The organism is Pseudomonas sp. Z4-7 (genome assembly GCF_051131965.1).
GTDB lineage: Bacteria > Pseudomonadota > Gammaproteobacteria > Pseudomonadales > Pseudomonadaceae > Aquipseudomonas.
In genome coordinates this window covers 4,864,714-4,878,194 of the sequence record NZ_CP071642.1, presented here as the reverse complement: position 1 = coordinate 4,878,194, position 13,481 = coordinate 4,864,714, and the positions used below count along the sequence as shown (strand labels likewise).

The 13,481-nt window shown below is 62.6% G+C and carries 12 protein-coding genes; 2 read left to right on the top strand and 10 right to left on the bottom strand.

From position 1 onward, the window contains the following. Positions 1–82 precede the first annotated feature (82 nt). Positions 83–892 (bottom strand): putative RNA methyltransferase, encoded by an 810-nt coding sequence (locus tag J3P91_RS21865; protein ID WP_434601726.1) that lies wholly within the window; start codon positions 890–892, stop codon positions 83–85. Next, positions 892–2,043, bottom strand: a complete 1,152-nt coding sequence (dapE, locus tag J3P91_RS21860; protein WP_434601725.1) for a succinyl-diaminopimelate desuccinylase — start codon at positions 2,041–2,043, stop codon at positions 892–894. The genes J3P91_RS21865 and dapE overlap by 1 nt, the downstream gene beginning before the upstream one ends. 310 nt (positions 2,044–2,353) lie before the next feature. Between dapE and tcdA the strand changes: the two genes are divergently transcribed. Further along, entirely contained in the window at positions 2,354–3,166 is an 813-nt protein-coding gene (gene tcdA, locus J3P91_RS21855) for a tRNA cyclic N6-threonylcarbamoyladenosine(37) synthase TcdA (RefSeq protein ID WP_434601724.1), read from the top strand. 121 nt (positions 3,167–3,287) lie between these two features. Here tcdA and J3P91_RS21850 read toward each other — a convergent pair whose 3' ends face one another. The 4 genes from J3P91_RS21850 to J3P91_RS21835 all read right to left on the bottom strand — a co-directional run bounded on the left by J3P91_RS21850 (position 3,288) and on the right by J3P91_RS21835 (position 6,346). After that, positions 3,288–3,692 carry a SufE family protein gene (locus J3P91_RS21850; protein ID WP_434601723.1) on the bottom strand — a complete coding sequence of 135 codons (405 nt, stop codon included), beginning with the start codon at positions 3,690–3,692 and terminating at the stop codon, positions 3,288–3,290. Next, positions 3,689–4,894, bottom strand: a complete 1,206-nt coding sequence (locus J3P91_RS21845; RefSeq protein WP_434601722.1) for an aminotransferase class V-fold PLP-dependent enzyme — start codon at positions 4,892–4,894, stop codon at positions 3,689–3,691. Before J3P91_RS21845 ends, J3P91_RS21850 begins: the two co-directional genes overlap by 4 nt. 75 nt (positions 4,895–4,969) lie before the next feature. Further along, positions 4,970–6,004: a 2,3,4,5-tetrahydropyridine-2,6-dicarboxylate N-succinyltransferase gene (gene dapD, locus J3P91_RS21840; protein WP_434572101.1), complete on the bottom strand. Its 1,035-nt coding sequence runs from the start codon at positions 6,002–6,004 to the stop codon at positions 4,970–4,972. Between the two features lie 33 nt (positions 6,005–6,037). Then, complete coding sequence (locus J3P91_RS21835; RefSeq protein WP_434605203.1) at positions 6,038–6,346, bottom strand: arsenate reductase; 309 nt, start codon at positions 6,344–6,346, stop codon at positions 6,038–6,040. Positions 6,347–6,699: 353 nt separating this feature from the next. Here J3P91_RS21835 and J3P91_RS21830 point away from each other — a divergent pair, with 353 nt between their 5' ends. Further along, positions 6,700–8,343: a Na+/H+ antiporter gene (locus J3P91_RS21830; protein ID WP_434601721.1), complete on the top strand. Its 1,644-nt coding sequence runs from the start codon at positions 6,700–6,702 to the stop codon at positions 8,341–8,343. A 222-nt stretch (positions 8,344–8,565) separates the two neighbouring features. Here the strand turns inward: J3P91_RS21830 and J3P91_RS21825 are convergent, their stop codons facing one another. The 4 genes from J3P91_RS21825 to J3P91_RS21810 form a co-directional block, all read right to left on the bottom strand. Beyond that, positions 8,566–8,868: a Fis family transcriptional regulator gene (locus J3P91_RS21825; protein WP_434601720.1), complete on the bottom strand. Its 303-nt coding sequence runs from the start codon at positions 8,866–8,868 to the stop codon at positions 8,566–8,568. Positions 8,869–8,878: 10 nt separating this feature from the next. After that, positions 8,879–9,220: a type II toxin-antitoxin system RelE/ParE family toxin gene (locus J3P91_RS21820; RefSeq protein WP_434601719.1), complete on the bottom strand. Its 342-nt coding sequence runs from the start codon at positions 9,218–9,220 to the stop codon at positions 8,879–8,881. Positions 9,221–9,396: 176 nt separating this feature from the next. After that, positions 9,397–10,596 (bottom strand): succinyldiaminopimelate transaminase, encoded by a 1,200-nt coding sequence (dapC, locus tag J3P91_RS21815; protein ID WP_434601718.1) that lies wholly within the window; start codon positions 10,594–10,596, stop codon positions 9,397–9,399. A 138-nt stretch (positions 10,597–10,734) separates the two neighbouring features. Then, positions 10,735–13,437: a [protein-PII] uridylyltransferase gene (locus J3P91_RS21810; protein WP_305499088.1), complete on the bottom strand. Its 2,703-nt coding sequence runs from the start codon at positions 13,435–13,437 to the stop codon at positions 10,735–10,737. Between the last annotated feature and the right edge of the window lie 44 nt (positions 13,438–13,481).

Sequence of the window (13,481 nt, the reverse complement as noted above, 5' to 3'; positions counted from 1 at the left end):
GATGTCCTCACTGCGGTCTCGAAAAATCCATTCGCGGATTTAACTGGCCCCGGACAGTTGTCCGAGGCCCGGAATAAAAAGGTTACTGAAGAACGAAATAATCGTAGCGCATCGACACGCTCACCTCGAACGGCTCGGCCTGCTCGATCACGCTGGCGCGGCGTTCGGCGCTGGCGCGCCAGCCGTGGGGCGTCATCGCCAGCAGATTGGCGCGATCCTGGCTGTTGTCGAGCGTGAGCTTGAACTCAAGGGTTTCACTGTGATCCAGCGCCATCCCCGACGGCACCAGGGCCAGGTGTTTGTCATCGGTGTATTCGCGAACCTCGTCATACAGCCGCTCGCGCAGCTCCATCAGGTGGCCGCTGGTAGGCCCGACTTTCATCAAGCCGCCGCCGGGGCTGAGCAGGCGCTTGGCCTCCTGCCAGTCCAACGGGCTGAACACGCTGGCGAGGAACTGGCAGCAGCCGTCCGCCAGCGGCACCCGCGCCATGCTGGCGATCAACCAGGTCAGTTGGGGGTTGCGTCTGCAGGCGCGCTTGACGGCTTCGCGGGAAATATCCAGGGCGTAGCCATCGGCGTCGGGCAGGGCGTCGGCGAGTTGCGCGGTGTAATAACCTTCGCCACAGCCAATGTCCAGCCAGCGTCCGGGCGCACGTTCGGCGGCCAGTTCAGCCAGGCGCCGGGCGACCGGGGCGTAATGGCCAGCGTTGAGGAAATCGCGGCGGGCCTCGACCATCGCCTGATTGTCGCCAGGGTCGCGGCTGTTCTTGTGCTGCACCGGCAGCAGGTTCAGGTAACCCTGGCGCGCGCGGTCGAAACGATGCCCGGCGGGGCATGCCACGCCGTTCTCCACCGCATTCAAGGGTTCATTGCAGATCGGGCAGGCGAGCATCAGGCGAGCAACTTGATGAGCGTCTTGTAGTAGATCTCGGTCAGCACGTCGAGATCGGCGGCCAGCACGCGTTCGTTGACCTGGTGGATCGTCGCGTTGACCGGCCCCAGCTCAACCACTTGAGTGCCCATGGTCGCGATGAAGCGACCGTCGGAGGTGCCGCCGCTGGTGGAGGCCTTGGTCTCGCGGCCGGTGACGTCCTTGATGCTCGACGACACGGCGTCGAGCAGTGCGCCCGGCTCGGTGAGGAATGGCAGGCCGGACAACGCCCAGTCGATGTTCCAGTCCAGTTGATGCTTGTCGAGGATGTCGGCGACCCGCTGCTGCAGGCCTTCGACGGTGGACTCGGTGGAGAAGCGGAAATTGAACACGGCTTCCAGGTCACCGGGGATCACGTTGGTCGCGCCGGTGCCGGAGTTGAGGTTGGAGATCTGGAAACTGGTCGGCGGGAAGAAATCGTTGCCGTGATCCCAGTGCTCGGCGGCCAATTCGGCCAGGGCAGGCGCGGCCAGGTGGATCGGGTTCTTCGCCAGGTGTGGATAAGCCACGTGGCCTTGCTTGCCGCGCACCGTCAGTTTTGCGCCGAGGGAGCCGCGACGGCCATTCTTCACCACATCACCCACCAGCGTGGTGCTCGATGGTTCGCCGACGATGCACCAGTCCAGGCGTTCCTGGCGGGCCTTGAGGCGCTCGACCACGGCTTTGGTGCCATGGTGGGCCGGGCCCTCTTCGTCGCTGGTGATCAGGAAGGTGATCGAGCCCTGGTGATCCGGGTAGTCGGCGACGAACCGTTCGGCCGCCACTACCATCGCCGCCAGGCTGCCTTTCATGTCCGCCGCGCCACGGCCGCAGAGCATGCCCTGTTCGTCGATGACCGCATCGAACGGGTCGAGCTGCCAGGCCTGTACCGGACCCGTCGGGACCACATCGGTGTGACCGGCGAAGCACAAAACCGGACCGTCATGCTTGCCATGGCTGGCCCAGAAGTTATCCACATCCTCGATACGCATGGGTTCGAGCTTGAAACCGGCGTCGCCCAGGCGCTGCATCATCAGTTTCTGGCAATCGGCATCCACCGGCGTCACGGACGGACGGCGGATCAGGTCGCAGGCGAGTTGCAGGGTCGGCGAGAGGTCGGCGTGGGCCGTCATGGAAACTCCGGAATATAGTGTGGACGCAAGGCTAGTGCTGGCGCGGGCTGGTTCGCGCAAAATGGCGGTTATCTTATAGCAAAACGATCGTCATGGGCCCTTGCTGCGGGACAGGAGGAGCACAAATCCTGTGGGAGCGAGCTTGCTCGCGATGGCGGCGGATCAGTCGATACTCTATTGCTGGACTGACGCCATCGCGAGCAAGCTCGCTCCCACAAGGAGGATAAGGAGGATGGAGTTTCATTTTGCGAACGGCTCGAATTACCACGGCAAAGCCCTATAATGCGCGCCGGTTTTTGGGGTAATGGTCATGAGTACAGAAGATCCACGGTTCGCCGGCATCGCCCGTTTGTATGGCATCGAAGGCCTGGAGCGCCTGCGGGCGGCGCATGTGGCGATTGTCGGCGTCGGCGGCGTTGGTTCCTGGGCGGCGGAAGCCATTGCCCGTTGTGGCGTGGGCGAGATTTCGCTATTCGACCTGGATGACGTCTGCGTCAGCAACGCAAACCGTCAGTTGCACGCCCTGGACAGCACTGTCGGCAAGCCCAAGGTCGAGGTGATGGCCGAGCGGCTGCGGAGGATCAACCCCGATTGCACCGTGCATGCGGTGGCCGACTTTGTCACCCGCGACACCATGGCCGAGTACATCACGCCGAACATCGACTGCGTGATCGACTGCATCGACAGCGTCAACGCCAAGGCTGCGTTGATCGCGTGGTGCAAGCGCCGCAAGATTCAGATCATCACTACCGGCGGCGCAGGCGGGCAGATCGACCCGACGCTGATCCAGGTCTGCGACCTCAACCGTACGTTCAACGATCCGCTGGCCTCCAAGGTGCGCTCCACCTTGCGCCGCGACTACGGTTTCTCGCGCACCGTGACCCGTCATTACAGCGTGCCCTGCGTGTTCTCCACCGAGCAATTGCGCTATCCGAAACCGGACGGCAGCATCTGCCTGCAGAAGAGTTTTGTCGGCGACGGCGTCAAGCTCGACTGCGCTGGCGGGTTTGGCGCGGTGATGATGGTCACCGCGACGTTCGGCATGGTCGCGGCGACCAAGGCTGTGGACAAGATCGTCGCGGGTGTGCGGCGGCCGGCGGACCGGCTTAAGCCTGAGGTTTGAAGGTGGGGCTGATGGCCTCATCGCGAGCAAGCTCGCTCCCACATTGGATCGGGCTGAATACAGTATTGCGTATATCCTGAGCCCCTGTGGGAGCGAGCTTGCTCGCGATGCTTTTTGGCGGTTATCCAGCCAGCTCGCGCATCCGCTTCAGCACCGCATTCAAGCCATTGCTGCGCGAGGGCGACAACTGCCGTGACAACCCCAACTGATTGAACCAGTCCGGCAAGTCGACCTGGCGCAAATCCTCAGCCGACAACCCGTTGACCCGCGCCAGCAACAACGCCACCAACCCGCGTATCAAGCGCGCATCGCTGCTGGCGGAAAACTGCCAGTGCCCATCATGCAGCCGACCCACCAGCCATACCTGGCTTTCACAGCCGTTGACGAGGTTGGCCTCGCACTTGTCTGCATCGCTCAGCGGTGGCGAGCGATCCCCCCACTGCATCAGCAGCCGGGCGCGTTGCTCCCAGCCGGAGGCGTCCTGGAAAATCCGCAATGCCGCAGCGGCATCGGCAGGCAGGCTCATCGCAGCATCTCCAGGGCCTGATCCAGCGCCTCGAAGAACCGTTCGATATCGGCGGAGTCGTTGTACAGCGCCAGCGACACACGAATCGCCCCGGAAAGCTTCAATTGCTTGAACAGCGGCATCGCACAGTGATGCCCGGCGCGCACGGCAATGCCTTGCTCGGTCAACAGATGCGCCAGATCAGCGTTATGAACGCCTTCGACGCCGAAGCTGACCAGCGCCAGTTGTGGGTTGCCCACCAGCCGCACGCCGTTGCGCGCCAGCAGGCCGTGAAGCAGATAATCGTGCAGCGCGGTTTCATGGTCGATAACCGCCTGCCCGTCGAGATCGGACAGATAGTCGAGCGTCGCTCCCAGGCCGATCACGCTGGCGGTGGGCGGCGTGCCGGCTTCGAAACCCAACGGCGCCGGGCGGAACGTGGCGCTGTGGTAATCAGCCGTTTGCACCATTTCGCCGCCGAACTGCCAATGACGCAGTCGAGCGAGGGCGTCGGTACGGCCGAACAGCACGCCCAGGCCTTCGGGACCGTAAAGCTTGTGGCTGGAAAAAACATAGAAGTCGCAGCCCAGCGCCTCCACATCATGGCGACCGTGGACCACGCCCTGTGCGCCATCGACCACCGTCAGCGCACCTTGCGCCTTGGCCATCGCCAGCAACGCCGGCACCGGTTGCCAGGTGCCAAGCACGTTGGACAACTGGCTCACCGCCAGCAGGCGGGTGCGCGGACCGATCAGCCTGGTGGCGGCCTCTGTATCGATCACCCCGTCGGCATCCAGGGGCAGCACCACCAGCGCCAGCGAGCGGCGCTCGGCCAGTTGCTGCCACGGCAGCAGGTTGGCGTGATGTTCGAGGGCGCTGATGACAATCTCATCGCCCGGGTTGAACAGGTTTTCCAGCCCATAGGCCAGCAGGTTCAGCGCCGACGTGGCGCCGTGGGTAAAAACGATCTGTCCGCAATTTCCCGCATTGAGCCACTGGGAAACCTTGAGTCGGCTGTCCTCGAACGCCTGGGTGGCCAGTGCGCCGGGCAGATGCTGCGCCCGGTGCACGTTGGCCGCGCCGTTGGCGTAGTAATGCGCCAGAGCGTCCAGCAGGGCTTGGGGTTTCTGTGTGGTGGCGGCGTTGTCCAGATAGGTCTGGCCTTGCCGTTGCAGGGCGGCGAGGGCCGGAAAATCGGCACGCCAGGGGGATGGAATCAACATGCTTTCGGGCCCTGCTGGAGTTACGCCGGACCCTGCGGGAGCAAGATTGCTCCCACAGGTGAGGTGTGAAGCGGTTCAGTTATGCGCGTGCAGTGCTTCGTTCAGCTCGATGGCCGACTTGTGGGTCTTGCATTCCACTGCGCCGGTCTCGGAGTTGCGACGGAACAGCAGGTCCGGCTGGCCGGCCAGGTCGCGAGCCTTGACCACTTTGACCAATTGGTTGTTCTCATCCAGCAGCGCAACCTTGGTGCCTGCCGTCACGTACAGGCCCGACTCCACGGTGTTGCGATCGCCCAGCGGAATGCCGATGCCGGCGTTGGCGCCGATCAGGCAACCTTCGCCAACCTTGATCACGATGTTGCCACCACCCGACAGGGTGCCCATGGTCGAGCAACCGCCGCCCAGGTCCGAGCCCTTGCCGACGAACACACCCGCCGAGACCCGGCCTTCGATCATCCCCGGCCCTTCGGTACCGGCGTTGAAGTTGACAAAACCTTCGTGCATCACCGTGGTGCCTTCGCCCACATAGGCGCCCAGGCGCAGGCGCGCGGCGTCGGCGATACGCACGCCGGCCGGAACCACGTAGTCGGTCATCTTCGGGAATTTGTCCACCGAGAACACTTCCAGCAACTCGCCACGCAGACGGGCTTCGAGCTGGTGCTCGGCCAGTTCGGCCAGGTCGATCGCGCCCTGGCTGGTCCAGGCCACGTTCGGCAGCAGTGGGAAAATGCCGGCCAGGTTCAAGCCGTGGGGCTTGACCAGGCGATGGGACAGCAGGTGCAGTTTGAGGTACGCCTCGGGCGTGGAGGTCAGTTGCGCATCTTCGGCCAGCAGCGTGGCGACCAGCGGCTTGTGGCTTTCAGCCAGGCGGGTCAGCAGCTTGGCTTGCGCGGCGTCGACGTTGCGCAGCGCTTCAGCCAGTTGCGAGGCCTGGGCCGTGGTGAACGTGATGGCCTGGTTGCCTTCGCTGTAGCCAAGGATCGGCGCGATGGCGGCAACGATCTCGGCCGACGGGTTGAGCAGCGGTTGGGCGTAGAAGACTTCCAGCCAGGCGCCTTCACGGTTTTGAGTGCCTACACCGAAGGCCAGGCTGAACAGGGTAGTGGACATGAAAATTACCTCAACAAAATGGACTGGGCAGGCTTACTTGATCTCTGCCGCATAGATATCTGGCTTGAAGCCAATCAGGGTTCGGTCACCGAGATCGAGCACCGGGCGCTTGATCATCGAGGGTTGGGCGAGCATCAGTTCGATGGCTTTCGTCTGGTCGAGATCGGCTTTGCGTTCGTCGTCGAGTTTGCGAAAGGTCGTACCGGCACGGTTCAACACCACTTGCCAGCCATGCTCGTTGCACCATTGGGCCAGGTGCTCACGGTCGATGCCGGCAGTCTTGTAATCGTGAAAGTCATAATGCACCGCGTGTTCATCGAGCCAGGTGCGGGCCTTTTTCATCGTGTCGCAGGCTTTGATGCCGAAAAGGTGCAACGTTTTGCTTGAATCGGTCAAGGAACTGCCCCCTTTGCAGGTGCTGGAAATAAAAGGTGAAGGATTATGCCATGACCGGACGGTTTCGCGGCGGCCCAGATCGTCATGCATCTTCGAACCTGTGGGAGCGAGCCTGCTCGCGATAGCGGTTATTCCGTCGACGGCAATATGACTGACCGAGCGCCTTCGCGAGCAGGCTCGCTCCCACAGCAGGTGGATTGCGACATAGGTGTAACGGCCAGGCCAATGCTAAGCGGTTAATATGGCACTTCAACGGCAAGCTGTTGCCGGATGTGTGTGGCTGTCACTGGAAAGTTGTTATGCAAAGCGCCTATACCGTCCTGATCCTGTTGATGCTGGTGGGCGTCTCGCGCCTGGTCGGACGATTGATCCCGCTGCCGTTGCCCCTGGTGCAGATCGCTGCCGGCGCCGTGCTGGCCTGGCCATCGCTGGGGCTGCATGTGGCGCTTGATCCCGAGTTGTTCCTGTTTCTGTTCCTCCCGCCGTTGTTATTCTCCGACGGCTGGCGCATGCCCAAGCGCGAGCTGTGGCGCCTGCGCGGGCCGGTCCTGACGCTGGCGGTCGGGCTGGTGTTGTTCACGGTGGTCGGCGCGGGTTATTTCATTCATTGGTTATTGCCGAGCATCCCGTTGCCGGTGGCCTTCGCCCTGGCGGCGGTGCTGTCGCCGACCGACGCGGTGGCGGTGTCGGCGATCGCCCGGGACCGCTTGCCCGCGCCGTTGATGCACATGCTCCAGGGCGAGGCACTGATGAACGATGCGTCGGGCCTGGTGACTTTCAAGTTCGCTGTGGCAGCGGCCATCACCGGGGTGTTCTCCCTGGCCAGTGCCAGCCTGACTTTTGTCCTGGTCGCTGTCGGTGGCCTGCTGGTAGGCGTGGCCCTGAGTTGGCTGGTGGGACGCTTGCGGGCATGGATGATCGCCCGGGGCTGGGACGATCCCGCTACCCATGTGGTGTTCATGTTGTTGCTGCCGTTTGCCGCTTATGTGCTGGCTGAACGCCTGGGTGCCTCGGGCATTCTCTCGGCGGTGGCGGCTGGGATGATGCAGAGCTGGCTTGACCTGCTGCCGCGCCAGACCGGCACGCGGCTGCTCAATCGCAGTGTCTGGGCGCTGTTGGAATTTGCCTTCAATGGCTTGATTTTCCTGCTGCTGGGCTTGCAACTGCCGGACATCATCAAAGCCGTGACCAGCCACGAGACCACGTTGTGGCCGATGTTGTTCTACCGCTGCCTGGATGTGGTGGCGATTTTCCTGGTGCTGCTGGTGTTGCGTTTTGTCTGGGTGCAAAGCATTTGGCGCTTGTCCGGGCTGTTGCGCCGCTGGCGCGGCAAGGGCGAGTTGACCCTGGTGCCGAACGCGCGCTCTTGCTGGTTGCTGACGTTTGGCGGCGTGCGCGGGGCGGTAACGCTGGCGGGCGTGATGTCGGTGCCGTTGCTGTTGGAGGCGGGGGAGGCGTTTCCTGAGCGCGACTTGCTGATTTTCATCGCTGCGGGGGTGATTCTGCTGTCACTGGTCGCCGCTTGCATCGCTTTGCCCCTGCTGTTGCGCGGCGTCGAGAAGGGGCCGGACGACAAGCGCCGCAACGAAGTCCGTGAGGCCTGGCGTAAAACCGCTGAAGCGGCGATTCATGCCTTGGAAGTGGAGGAACCGGCCGAGACAGCCGCGCCTGACGCGGCCACGGCGGCGCTGGCGACGGAGGTCAAGGCGCGGCTGATGTCCGAGTATCGTCATCAGCTTGAGGTATTCAACGACTCGGCCGAAGCCCAGGCGCTGGCGTTCGAAATGGACCTGCTGGAGCGCCGATTGCGTTTGAAGGCGTACCGAGCGCAGCGGTTGGAGCTGTATCGCCTCAGTCGCCAGCACCAGATTGGCGATGATGTGTTGCGTGAGGTGCTGGCGGAGCTGGATCTGGCGGAGGCGAATTTGGGGTTGGGTAAATAAATACTGGGACGGGTAGAGCCTTGGATTTGATGCAGTGAATGCCCGCCTCATCGCGAGCAGGCTCGCTCCCACAGGAGATTTAGTATTGAGCACAGGTTTGTGAACAACACCCGACCACTGTGGGAGCGAGCTTGCTCGCGATAAATCGAAAGCCGAACAAAAAAGTCCCGTCGAAGCGACGGCTCTGTGGCGAGGGAACTTGCTCCCTTGCCACGACAGCGCTTATGCGTGAGCCTCTTCCCGCTCAGGAACCAGCCGAACCTCCACCCTCTGACCCAGCGCACGCGCTGCGCTGGCTAGCGTTGCGAGAGTCATTCCCGCATCGTTCTGATCCAGTGCACGGTCAACGGCAGTGCGACTGGTGTGCATCCGCTGTGCCAAGGCCTTTTTGGTCACTTTCTGAAGCTTCATTGCTTCGGCAATCTGCCAGGCAATAACGCGTTTGAGCGCAGCTGCGGAAACTTCTTCGGCGATGCCTTGCTCGACCAGAAAGTCGTCAAAATCAGATCCAATATGCTTGTTCATTTACGGTGCCTCATAGTCTTGCTTTGCGCTGCTTGGCGGTTGTCAGGTCGGTGGGCGGGGTTTTCTGACTTTTCTTGATGAAGCCGTGAAGCAGAACCATGTCGGAGCCCACTACGGTGAAAAGCATGCGAGCAATGGTGTCGCCAAGGTCAATCCTAACCTCCCATAATCCAGTGTCCAGCTTGCGAACCACCGGCATGCCTATCGGCCAACCAATCTGAACGGTCTTGATATCAGTCCCGATCCTCCGTCGGTGCTCGCGGGGGAGGTCAGTCAGCCACTCGCGAACGGGTTCATTCCCAGCGTCTGTGCGGAAGAAACGTACGTGCAGTATCGGAGGGATATCAACCATGAACGGAGTGTACCTAAATAGGTGCATTGCGCAACCCAGGCGTTACTGAGCATTTGTACAGGATTTTTTTTGCGGTGACTTCATTGGTGCGGATGCTGCGATTGGGGCCGCTGCGCAGCCCGGCGGGAGCAAGCTCCCTCGCCACGACAGCGGTCCGTTTCGGCTCGATAGAGCCATCAACCCCGGCGCTGGATGAATGCGCGGATTCGTTCCGCCGCTTCCACGCATTCGGCCAATGGCGCGACCAGGGCCATGCGCACGCGACCGGCGCCGGGGTTGACGCCATCCACATCGCGCGACAGGTACGAGCCTGGGACGACCGTCACGTGTTCCTGTTCGAACAAGTCACGGCAGAATGCCGCGTCGTCGCCGGCCACGTCCGGCCACAGGTAGAAGCTGCCGTCGGGGCGTTGCACGTCGAGCACCGGGCTGAGGATTTCCAGCACCGCGTCGAATTTTTCCCGGTACAGCGCGCGGTTGGCCCGGACGTGCACTTCGTCGTTCCACGCGGCAATGCTCGCCAATTGGGTCTGAACCGGCATCGCGCAACCGTGATAGGTGCGGTAGAGCAAAAAGCCCTTGAGGATGTCGGCGTCGCCAGCAACGAAACCGGAGCGCAGGCCCGGCAGGTTGGAGCGCTTGGACAGGCTGTGGAACACCACGCAGCGCTTGAAGTCCTTGCGACCCAGTTCGACGCAGGCGCTGAGCAGGCCTGGCGGCGGGGTCTGTTCGTCGAAGTAGAGCTCGCTGTAGCACTCGTCCGCGGCGATGACGAAGTCGTGCTCGTCAGCCAGGGCGATGAGCTTCTTCAGCACGTCCACCGGAATCAAGGTGCCGGTCGGATTTCCCGGGGAGCAGAGGAACAGGATCTGGCAGCGTTTCCAGATGTCCGGCGAGACGGCATCGAAATCCGGGTTGAAGCCGTTCGTGTCCAGGCATGGCAGGTAGTGTGGCTTGGCCCCGGCCAGGAACGCTGCGCCTTCGTAGATCTGATAGAAGGGGTTCGGGCTGACGACAAGGGCGTCATCGCCACGATTGACCACGGTCTGGGTGAAGGCGAACAAGGCTTCACGGGTGCCGTTGACCGGCAGCACATGGCGCGCCGGATCGAGCCAGCCGTCTGGCACGTTGAAGCGCCGCTCGCACCAACCGGTGATGGCTTCGCGCAGCTCGGGGATGCCAAGGGTGGTCGGGTACACCGCCATTTTTTCCAGATTGCCGGCCAGGGCTTCAGCCACAAAAGCGGGCGAGCGATGCTTGGGTTCGCCGATGGACAACGCGATCGGGCGCTTGTCTGGATTGGGCGTGACGCTGCCGAGCAAGGCGCGAAGCTTCTCGAACGGGTAGGGCTGGAGCTGGGACAGGGCGTTGTTCATCGGGGGCCTCGTTCAATGTGGGCACTGCCCCTTGTGGGAGCGAGCCTGCTCGCGAATACGCTGTGTCAGTCGACAAAATCATTGACTGATCCGCGGCTTTCGCGAGCGGGCTCGCTCCCACAGGGGGAATATGTTCGTTCAGATGCTGATGCGCGTCAGGTTGATGTCGGGTTCCTGGTTGACGCTCAGGTGCCGCACGATCGCTTCCTGCAAACGGCTGCACAGCTGCGGGTCGGACAGCGGCTGGTTATGGGCGTCGGTGATGAAGAATACGTCTTCCACCCGCTCGCCGAGGGTCGCGATCTTGGCGTTCTGCAGCGACAGATCGAATTCCAGGAAAATATGGCCGACCCGCGCCAGCAGGCCCGGGCGGTCCGGCGCGCTGAGTTCCAGCACGGTGACCTGGCGCTGTGCGTCGTTGTGGATCGTTACCTGCGGCGCAAAGGCGAAATGCTTGAGCTGGCGCGGTACCCGGCGCTGGATGATGGTCGGGTAGTCCGCCGGGTTGCGCAGGGCTTCGGTGAGACCGTCGCGAATCTGCTTGACCCGCGCCGGGTTGTCGCCGATCGAGTCGCCGTCAGTGTCGAGCACGATGTAGGTGTCGAGGGTGAACTGGCTGCTGGACGTGATGACTCGGGCGTCATGGATGTTGAGGTTGAGCTGGTCCATCGCCGCCACGGTCACGGCGAAGAAATCGTGCTGGTCCGGGGCGTAGATGAAGATCTGCGTACCGCCCTCGAATTCGCGCTGGGTGGTTTCCTTGATCAATACCAGCGGACCGCCATCGGCCGGCTGCTGGAGGATCGCATCGGTGTGCCAGGCCACATCGCCGGCGGTATGGCGCAGGAAGTAGTCATCGCCCAGTTGCGACCAGAGTTGCTCGACATCATCCGGATCGGTGCCGCCGCGTACCAGGATGTCCAGGGCCGCGCTCTGGGTGCGGCGGATCTGTTCTTCGCGATCCACCGGGTTTTCCAGACCACGGCGCAGGGCACGCTTGGTCTCGGTGTACAACTGGCGCAACAGGCTGGCGCGCCAGGAATTCCACAGGGTCGGGTTGGTGGCGTTGATGTCGGCCACGGTCAGCACGTAGAGATAATCCAGGCGGGTTTCATCGCCCACCGCCTGGGCAAAGTCGTGGATCACCTGCGGGTCGGACAAGTCCTTGCGCTGGGCGGTGGTCGACATCACCAGGTGGTTCTGCACCAGCCAGACGATCAGCCGGCTGTCCCACACCGGCAACTGGTGCCGCTGGCAGAACGCCTCGGCATCCACCGCGCCAATCTCCGAATGGTCGCCTTGGCGGCCCTTGCCGATGTCGTGATACAGCCCCGCCATGTAGATCAGCTCAGGCTTGGGCAGCTTGGCCATGAGCTTGCTGGCCAGCGGGAATTTCTCCGACACCTGGGTGTACTGCAACTTGCGCAGGTGTTTGATCAGGTTCAGCGTGTGCGCATCGACCGTATAGATGTGGAACAGGTCGTGCTGCATCTGCCCGACGATGTAGCCGAACTCCGGCAGGTAACGCCCGAGGATCCCATAGCGGTTCATGCGCCGCAGGTTGCGGTGCACGCCGATCTTGCACTTGAACAGTTCGATGAACAGGCTGGTGTTGCGAATATCGTGGCGGAAGTCGTCATCGATCAGGTGACGGTTTTCCCGCAGCAGGCGGATGGTGTCGGCGCGCACGCCCTTGATTTCCGGCTGCTGGGCCATGAGCACGAAAATCTCGAGCATGGCGAACGGCGTGCGGCGAAACACGTTGGCGTGGCGCGCCTCGATGTAGCCGTCGTGCAACTGGAACCGGGAATTGATCGGCTGCGGCGGCGCCTCGTCTTCCGGCGCGAGGATGACTTCCTCGAAGTGCTGGATGATCAGTTCGCTGAGCTGGGCGATGCTCATCACCACGCGGTAGTACTGCTGCATGAAGTTTTCGATGGACTGCTTGGCGTCCTGGCCTTCGAAACCCAGCAGGCCGGCGATGGAGCGCTGGTGATCGAACAGCAGGCGATCCTCGGAGCGCCCTGCGAGCATGTGCAACGCGTAGCGGACCTTCCAGAGGAATTCCTGGGACGAGGCCAGCAGGGCGTTCTCGCTTTCCACCAGGAAGCCTTCGCCGGCCAGTGCGCGCAGGTTCAGCGTGCCGTACTGGCGACGGGCGACCCACAGGATGGTCTGGATGTCCCGCAGCCCGCCCGGCGAGCCTTTGACGTTGGGTTCCAGGTTGTACTCGGTATCGTTGTACTTGTGATGGCGAGCCTTCTGCTCGGCGCGCTTGGCCAGGAAGAAGTCCTTGCTTGGCCACATGTGCGCCGTGCTGGTGACGTCGAGCATGCGCTGGCGCAAGCGCTCGGGGCCGGCGATGGTGCGGCTTTCCATCAGGTTGGTGATCACCGTGAGGTCGGCGCGGGCCTCGTCGGCGCATTCCTGCACCGAACGCACGCTCTGGCCGACTTCCAGGCCGATGTCCCACAGCAGCGTGAGGAAGCGCTCGATGGAATCACGAAAAATCTCGTGGTCGGCGCTCTCCAGCAGGATCAGCAGATCGATATCGGAGTAGGGGTGCAGTTCGCCGCGCCCGTAGCCACCCACGGCCACCAGGGCGATGTCGGCGTCCTCGCTCCAGTTGAACTGCTCCCAGGCCTTTTGCAGGATGTTGTCGACGAACCAGGCGCGGTCCTCGATCAGCCGACGAATATCGCGGCCACTGCGAAAGCGCTGGTCGAGCACTTCGTGGGCCTGGCGGATCGCCTTCTTGAATGCCGAGATGGGGCTTGCCTTCAGGGCCAGTTCAGCCTGGAACTGGCCGCGGTCGAAGAGTTCGGGATCCACCTGCGGCATCGAATGGCTTTCCTTTCTATCTATATCTATCGGATCGGTCAGGC